This is a genomic window from bacterium, from assembly GCA_029210545.1.
Lineage (GTDB): Bacteria > BMS3Abin14 > BMS3Abin14 > BMS3Abin14 > BMS3Abin14 > JARGFV01.
Window position 1 is genome coordinate 1 of the sequence record JARGFV010000115.1, and the last position, 7646, is coordinate 7646.

Genomic DNA, 7646 nt, shown 5'->3' on the forward strand with positions numbered 1-7646 from the left:
AAGCGTCGTTTTCCCTTTCCTTACAAATCAATGACTTACGGTGCGGGTCATTGATTTGGGCGCCCCGCGCGGGGCGCATTGATGGACTTTTTGCGAAGTCATCAACCTTGAATCAGCCCCGCTGTTTTTCGATGAGCGCGGCGTAAAATCCGTCACAGCGGTGCCGGTGTGGCCACAGGCGAAGCTCCCCCCGCTTAGTGAAGATCCCTCCGGGCAGGTCCGGGAACAGATCTCTCATATCCATGAGATGAAGGTCCCCGAACTGATCCAGGTGCCTGTCCACCACCATCTCGTTCTCCTCGGCCAGGAGGGAACAGGTCGTGTAAAGAAGCCGCCCCCCGGATTTGAGGGTGCCGGCGGCTGCCTCGAGGAGGCTGCCCTGGACCAGGGACAACTCGTTGATCGTCTCCGGGTCCTTTTTCCACTTTCCCTCGGGATGGCGCATGAGGACACCGGTGCCGCTGCAGGGAGCGTCCAGGAGAATGCGGTCAAAACACTCCCCGCCGAAGGGGATCCCCTCTTTGGAAAGGTCGGCTATGACGATGGAAACACCGGGAAGGCGCAGCCTGTTGACGGTTTCCCTGATGAGAAAAACCCTGCCGGCGCTCCTGTCGGCCGCCACGAGCAGTCCCTTCCCTGCGAGGAGCTGGGCGAGATGGCTGGTCTTTCCCCCCGGGGCCGCGCAGGCATCGAGAACCTTGTGTCCCGGTTCAGGGTCGAGAAGGGGAGCGATGAGCTGAGCCCCTTCGTCCTGAACGGTACACATCCCCGCTCCGAAAGGCACCAGCTCGACCGGCGATCCGCGGTCCTTCACCCTGATAGCGGTGAGGGCGAGACTTCCCGGAGTGACGGCGATGCCGGCTGCGGAAAACTCGGCGATCAGTGTCTCCCGGGTAGTCCTCAAGGTGTTGATCCTCAGCGTGAGGGGCGGAGTGCGGTTCATGGCCTGGAGGAGCTTGCAGGCCTCCCCGATCCCCTCCTGCCTTACCAGTTTTTCCACCAGCCACCTGGGTGTGGAGGTACACAGCTCAAGGTGACGCAGCGGGTCATCCTCAAAGGCGGGCGCGGGGGTTGGGCCCTTGTCGGCCACTTTCCTCAGGACGGCGTTGACCAGGGGCGCGAAACCCTTGTACCTGGAAACCTTTATCAGCTGGACGCTCTGATCCACAGCCGCGTGGGCAGGGATGTTGTGAAGGTGGATGAGCTGGTAGGCGCCGAGGCGCATGGCCATGAGAACCGGCCCCGGAAGGGGACGGCCAGGACGATCGAGGTGGTTTTGCAAAGTGTGGTCGATGAAAAGCAGGTGCCGGAGGGTCCCCTGGGTCAGTTCGGTGACGAGGCCGCTGTCCCGGCTGTCCAGGCGTGCCGCCCGAAGGGCGCGATCGCGGACAGGTTCGACGGCGTCCGTTCCCGCTTCCCATTCCAGCAGGATCTCCCAGGCGGTCTTCCTGGGATTGTCAGGGGGCCGGGGCTGTGTCGGTCTTCTGCTCACCGTCGAAGAACCCCTCTGGCAGGAAGTTCTGGAGGGCCTCGCTGACCCTGTCCACGCTGACACGGGTGTTGACGCAGGGACCTTCAGGACGGTCCAGGAGGACCCCGATGACCGGGATGGGATAGGTGTCCACGATGCCGGCGGAAAGGTCCCTCTCACAGGCGACCCCCACGATGATCTCCGGGTTGGACTCCATCACCACCCGGCGGGCCAGGGTCCCCCCCGTGGCCACGGTGATCTCGACTCCCAGACGGTCGGCGATGGCCGTCAGCTCGGAAAAGTCGCATTTACCGCACTGGCGGCAGTTTTTCACGTCCACCGTGAGGCGGTACGGGCAGACGTCCAGCTGGACGCAGTGGGGCAGGAGAACGAGGACCCGCTTGGGAGGAACCCTGAAGGAGCTGGATTTTACCAGTTCGTTGTTGATCTCGATGAAGGAACGGCGGATGTCGTCCTTGGGGATGCCGAACAGCCTGCCGATGGGGATGATCACGGGGATGAGATAGCGGATGAGGATCCCCCGCAGCCCCCTGGCCCCCCTGACCTCCTTGCCCCTGAGGATGATGACCACGAGAAAGACGATCCCCAGCGTGAAGACGAGCACCACGGCTCCGGTGATCCAGGCCATGAACACCGAGAGGTTCCTGCCGAAATTGGCGTAACCCTGGGACGGGATGTACCACAAAAGGAACAGGCCCGCAGCGATGGCGATCTCCAGCGCCAGGAGGAGGCTGATGAAAAGTCTTTTACGGGGTTTGATGGGCATAATTAATTCGGTGAACAGTGAACGGTGAACAGTCAAAACACGGCCATGAATTGACTGCACAGACCGAATAATGCACGTTCCCTCCTCCCTACTACCTCCTCCCTATTCCCCCAGTACGTCACCTGTTTCTAATGGATAGCCCGATACGTACTGGGCGGCCGTCATCTCCCTCTTTCCTTCAGGTTTGACCGAGGTGATCAAAAGAGCGCCCTTTCCGCAGGCCACGGCTATCCCCTCGCTGCCTGCCGCCAGGACCGTTCCCGGCAGGTTTCCTGACATGCTCTGAACCGTCCTGCCCCGGGTGATGATCATCCTGGCCCCGTTGCAGGTCGTGAAGGTGCCTGGCCAGGGGGAGAACCCTCTGACCCGGTTGGAGATCTCGACAGCGTCCCCATTCCAGTCGATACGCCCGTCCTCCTTGGAGAGCAGGGGCGCGTAGGTGGCGGATGAACCGTCCTGCTCCCGGGGTACAAGCTCTCCCCGGTGCAGGGCGGGAAGACCCTCCCGCACCAGCCCGGCACCCAGCACAGCAAGCCGCCTGGCCAACTCGCCGGCTGTTTCCTCCATCCCGATGGGTGTGCTCTTCTGGAGGAGTATCGGTCCGGTGTCCATCCCTTCGTCCATCTGCATGAGGGTCACTCCGGTCTCGGTGAACCCCCTTGCGACGGCCCACTGGATGGGCGCCGCGCCTCGAAGCCCGGGAAGCAGGGAGGCGTGGATGTTGACGCACCCGAGGCGGGGGACGGCCAGGAGCCCGGGCGGAAGGATCTTGCCGTAGGCGACCACCAGGGCGACATCCGGTTCCAGCGAGGCGGCTGTCATGATGAACTCGTCCGCCCTTACACTCTCGGGAACCAGGGGGTCGATCCCCCATTCCAACGCCTTTTCGGCCACGGGAGAGGGGGTCACCTTCCGGCCCCTGCCACCGCCCTTTGGAGGCTGGGAAACCACCCCGACGACCCGGCCCACATCACGGGCTGCCTCGAGGGACGGGATGGCCAGTTCAGGGGTTCCCATGAACAGGATCCTCATCGGTTCTCGGCGGCCTTTCTTTTACGAACCTTGCGCTTGTACATCTCCCGTTTCAGCGAGGAGGAGTGATCCACGAGGAGTATCCCTTCGAGATGGTCCATCTCGTGCTGGACGGCAACGGCAAAAAGATCCTCGGCCAGGACTGTTTTCGTCTCGCCGTCCAGGTCCTCGAACTGAACGTGGACCACGCGGGCCCGATCTACCTCCACCGTGAAATCGGGCAGACTCAGGCACCCTTCTTCGAAGGCGATATTCTCGGAGCTGCCGATGATCCTGGGGTTGAGGAATACGGTGGGGTCGGGATGGCCGAAGGCGTTGGCGGCGTCAACAGTGATGAGGCGGATGCTGACGCCCACCTGGGGGGCTGCAAGCCCGATCCCCGGAGCCGCGTACATGGTCTCGAGCATTTCGGCGGCCAGCTTCCGGATCTCGTCGGTATCCGGAACCGCATCCTCGCATTTTCGCCGCAGCACAGGGTCCGGGAAGGTTTTGATAGGTAAAATGGCCAAAATAGACTCCAGAATTTCAGGATCCGGGATTCAGTGAACTGTAAAACAAAAGGAAGCTCCCCTTCGAGCTCCCCATTCATAATAACCAAGCTGTCATCTATGTCAATGATGGCGGCGATCATCTGCATATTGCTGCTGACAGAACGAAGGACAGGGATCGAACTAGCAACGTGTCGGACTTTACCGACACGTTGCTATGAGTTTTTCGAAATGCCCCATATTTTGGAGGTTTTCCTGAAATATTTGGCATTTAGCAGGTGAAATATGATGGCTATCTACCAAATATGCCATATGTTTTCCCGTCTTTCGCTGAATTGCCTTTCGAAAAACTTAAGCTAGGAGTCTGAAACGGATAGTCCGACAGACTCCTAGGAAGAGAAGGTTAAGCTTCGCTCTCAGCGCTTTGCGCTTTGTTCCCTCATTTTTCTTATCACATCCCCGTATGGCGGATTCCCGAAGATGGCCGAGCCGGCCACAAGGATGGAAGCGCCGGAGGCAGTGACCTCGGCGGTGTTGGCAGGGCCCACGCCCCCGTCCAGCTGGATGGGGGTCGGCTTCCCGGATTCGATCAGCATGGCGGAGATGTCCCTCACCTTGTCCATGGCCGATGGGATGAACGCCTGCCCCCCGAAGCCCGGGTTCACGCTCATGACCAGGATATAGTCCAGATCGTCCAGGATGTAACGCAGCACGTCGATGGGGGTCGCCGGGTTCAACACCACGCCGGCCTTTGCTCCCATGTCCCTGATGAGGGCAAGGGTGCGCTGCAGGTGTCCCGGGGCTTCCACGTGGACGCTGATCATGTCCGTGCCGGCATCCACGAACGGGCCGATATACCGGTCGGCGTTTTCGATCATGAGGTGGGCGTCGAAAGGCAGGTCCGTGCACTTCCGGAGCCTGGCTACCACGGGCGGGCCGAAGGTGATGTTGGGGACGAAATGCCCGTCCATGATATCAAGGTGGATGATGTCGGCTCCGGCCTGTTCGACAGCGGCGATCTCCTCCCACAGCCGTCCGAAGTCGGCCGAGAGGATGGAGGGAGCGATCAGCGTCTTGTCCGGGTCGAGGTTCATAAAATTTCCTCTCCTTTTTCCTGGCTCCTGGAACCTGGTACTTAGCACCACAAGGGGTGGCAAGGCCACCCCTTGTTCAAGGCACTTGCTTTTCTTCATGCAGCACTTCATCCACGTAAACCCTCAGGACACCGGTTCCGGACACCGGCACGGGAACGGCAATGGACGAACCGGCCGGCACCACATCCTCCCACACGGTTCGCTCCCCGTCACCCGTGTCCAGGACGATGGCCACGGTCCTGTCCAGGAGCCCGGTGGGCGCGCTGTACCGGTAAAGGACCATGGTGGCCGGTTCCGGGGGAGGGGGAATCCTTGTCACTGTGAGGTGAACGCTCTGGCCTGCGGTAACAGGGCTGCCCGGCGCCGGGACATGCGTCATCACCGTTCCAGGAGGAAGCTCCTCGGAGCCCACCTCGGAGATCCTGCCCGACTTGAGTCCCCACCCCCTGATCGTGTCCAGCACCACGTCCATGGGAAGGCCGGTGAGGTCAGGAAGAAGGTACACGGCGGGCCTGGGGCCCTCGCTCATGAGCAGGTTGATCTTCCCCCCCCTTGGAACCAGGTATCCTGAAGGGGGAACCTGCGTGATCACCCGTCCCGACCCGGTATTTTCATGATGGACGTATCCCACCTTGCCGAGGCCAAGCCCGGCCTGGGCGAGAGAGAGTTCGGCTTTCCTCAGCGTGAGGGCGGCGAGTTGGGGGACGAACACCGTAGGGGTGCCCTGGCTGACCACGACCCGGACAATGCGGTTCTTCCTCGTTCGGCTCCGTGCTTCGGGAACCTGTGAGATGATGTGCCCCGGAGGGATGCCCTGGTCGTATCCGGTCCCTGAGACTTTCAAGCCCAGATTCCCACGGCTTGTGAGCTCCAGGGCCGCACGAAGCTCCAGCCCCTCCAGGGAGGGAACCTCCACCTCGCCCCCCCTTGTGAGGAAGGTAAAGGCCACCCATGCGGAAAGGACAGCGGCCAATACCATCCCGGCGGCGAGAAGGACGATCCTTACGGCAACTCCTGTGCGGCTCAAAACCGGCATAACCCTCCAGCACGTAGTTATGAGACAGTCCTGGATTCTTATGCATTTTAGAGCGGATTGTCAAAGAGAGGGACTGTGCATGAAGTGCATCGCTGCACAAGTTTTTCCTGGACCTTCCACTGTTTTTTGCACTTTTGTACTCAGGCAAGGAGCGGGAAGGCTTGAACTTGAACCCTTTCCCCTTTCCCCTTTCCCCTGCTATTCTCCCCCCATGAAACCCTCCACGAGAGCCGTTTTCAAACTCCACGGCTGGCGCAATCTGGTCGATTTTGTCCACGGCTACATCTACGGCAGGTGGATCAATACCTATCTCAAGGTTATCACGGGCAAGGCTTTCCGCCGAAAAAGAAAAGGGCCGGCACCAGCAGGCCCTCGTCCTGTTCAGCCTCAGACCAGCATGGGGAGATGGTTCGAGGAGCGGTACCATTCCAAGGTCCTGACCCACGAGGACGCGGGGAAGATCATACGCCTCGACCGGCCCCTCAGGGTTGAAAACCCGGACCAGGTTATCCCCTACGAGATCGCCAACAGCATTGTGCTCGACGCGCCCGGCTGCCTGGCTGTCATGCGCTGTCCCTGCAGGGAGATCAAGGGAAACGGGAAGTGCGGCCCGCTGGAGGTGTGCATGATCGTGGGCGAGCCGTTCGTCGACTTCATTGTTGAGCACAAGGTCAACGGGGCCAGGCGTATCACCCGGAAAGAGGGGCTCGGGATCCTGGAACAGACGAGGGACCGGGGGTGGGTACACACGGCCTGGTTCAAGGACGCCATGGCGGGCCGGTTCTACGCCATGTGCAACTGCTGCTCGTGCTGCTGCATTCCCATGAGGGCCATGAACAGGACCGGTCACGAGGCCCGTTACGTGAGCCCTTCGGGATATGTGGCCGAACTGGACATGGAAAGCTGCGCAGGGTGCGGCGGGTGCGGCGATATCTGCCCCTTCGGGGCCATGTCCGACGGCGGCGGGTTCGTGACCATCGACCGGGAAAAGTGCTTCGGTTGCGGCGTGTGCGCCAACCTTTGCGCCAACGGGGCGGTGGTTATGGTGGAAGCGCCGGAGAAAGGGCTGCCGATGGATGTGGATGTGTTGGCTGGGGGATGAGAAGCCAGAACGCAGAACACAGGATAGATCATAAGCGTTCACACAGAGGGCCACCCATTAAGAGGCACCTTGTCAAGGCGCAAAAAAATTTATTACATGAGCCTGTGCCCCGCATTTTCGTATCTGATATAAGCTCACTCGTTGCACCCTTGTTTTCATCATATCAGGCGTCAGCCTCAGCTGCACCAGCCACCCATCAGGATCAAGACCAGTCATTCAGGTCCCTGTCACATTCCGTGACCCAGAAAACCTTCGGTTCCGTCCCGCATCCAATATAAAAACGCGCACACAGCTAATGGTTATTAACCAGCCTCATTTCGGCTTACGGGACAGGCAGCGAGGATCTTTCTATCAGTTATGTATTGGCGGGAACCGTTTCCAATCACAGGTAGTGGTTTTTCCACCCTCTGCCGTGGTTCCCCGTTCCCGCCAAGCCCTATGCGAACAGTTTCTCCGGATCAAAGGGCACATGGTCGCGCATGATGTAATAAACTGCCCTTGCCAATTTGTGAGCCAGTGCCGTATGTGCAATCATTCTATTGGTTTTATTCATCTTGCGGTCGTAATAGGCTCGAACCGTATGTTGTCTCGGCGGGCACGCGGATCATGTCCCCGAAGGTGGCCACCAGGGTGTCT

7 protein-coding genes are annotated in these 7646 nt (G+C 60.2%); 1 reads left to right on the forward strand and 6 read right to left on the reverse strand.

The genetic code is table 11. The annotated features are described in order from the left end of the window. Positions 1-112 precede the first annotated feature (112 nt). The 6 genes from rsmB to P1S46_10455 form a co-directional block, all read right to left on the reverse strand. Positions 113-1492 (reverse strand): 16S rRNA (cytosine(967)-C(5))-methyltransferase RsmB, encoded by a 1380-nt coding sequence (gene rsmB / locus P1S46_10430; GenBank protein MDF1536895.1) that lies wholly within the window; start codon positions 1490-1492, stop codon positions 113-115. Then, on the reverse strand, positions 1458-2258 hold the full coding sequence (locus tag P1S46_10435; protein MDF1536896.1) for a DUF116 domain-containing protein: 801 nt from the start codon (positions 2256-2258) through the stop codon (positions 1458-1460). Before P1S46_10435 ends, rsmB begins: the two co-directional genes overlap by 35 nt. Before the next feature lie 102 nt (positions 2259-2360). Beyond that, the gene (gene fmt / locus P1S46_10440; protein ID MDF1536897.1) at positions 2361-3290 is read right to left on the reverse strand and encodes a methionyl-tRNA formyltransferase; all 930 of its coding nucleotides are present in this window, start codon (positions 3288-3290) and stop codon (positions 2361-2363) included. Then, positions 3287-3799 carry a peptide deformylase gene (gene def, locus P1S46_10445; protein MDF1536898.1) on the reverse strand — a complete coding sequence of 171 codons (513 nt, stop codon included), beginning with the start codon at positions 3797-3799 and terminating at the stop codon, positions 3287-3289. The genes fmt and def overlap by 4 nt, the downstream gene beginning before the upstream one ends. 395 nt (positions 3800-4194) lie before the next feature. Continuing rightward, the gene (gene rpe, locus P1S46_10450; GenBank protein ID MDF1536899.1) at positions 4195-4872 is read right to left on the reverse strand and encodes a ribulose-phosphate 3-epimerase; all 678 of its coding nucleotides are present in this window, start codon (positions 4870-4872) and stop codon (positions 4195-4197) included. A 76-nt stretch (positions 4873-4948) separates the two neighbouring features. Further along, the gene (locus P1S46_10455) at positions 4949-5899 is read right to left on the reverse strand and encodes a PASTA domain-containing protein (GenBank protein ID MDF1536900.1); all 951 of its coding nucleotides are present in this window, start codon (positions 5897-5899) and stop codon (positions 4949-4951) included. A gap of 220 nt (positions 5900-6119) precedes the next feature. Between P1S46_10455 and P1S46_10460 the strand changes: the two genes are divergently transcribed. Next, positions 6120-7010 (forward strand): 4Fe-4S binding protein, encoded by an 891-nt coding sequence (locus P1S46_10460; GenBank protein MDF1536901.1) that lies wholly within the window; start codon positions 6120-6122, stop codon positions 7008-7010. The last annotated feature ends 636 nt before the right edge of the window (positions 7011-7646 follow it).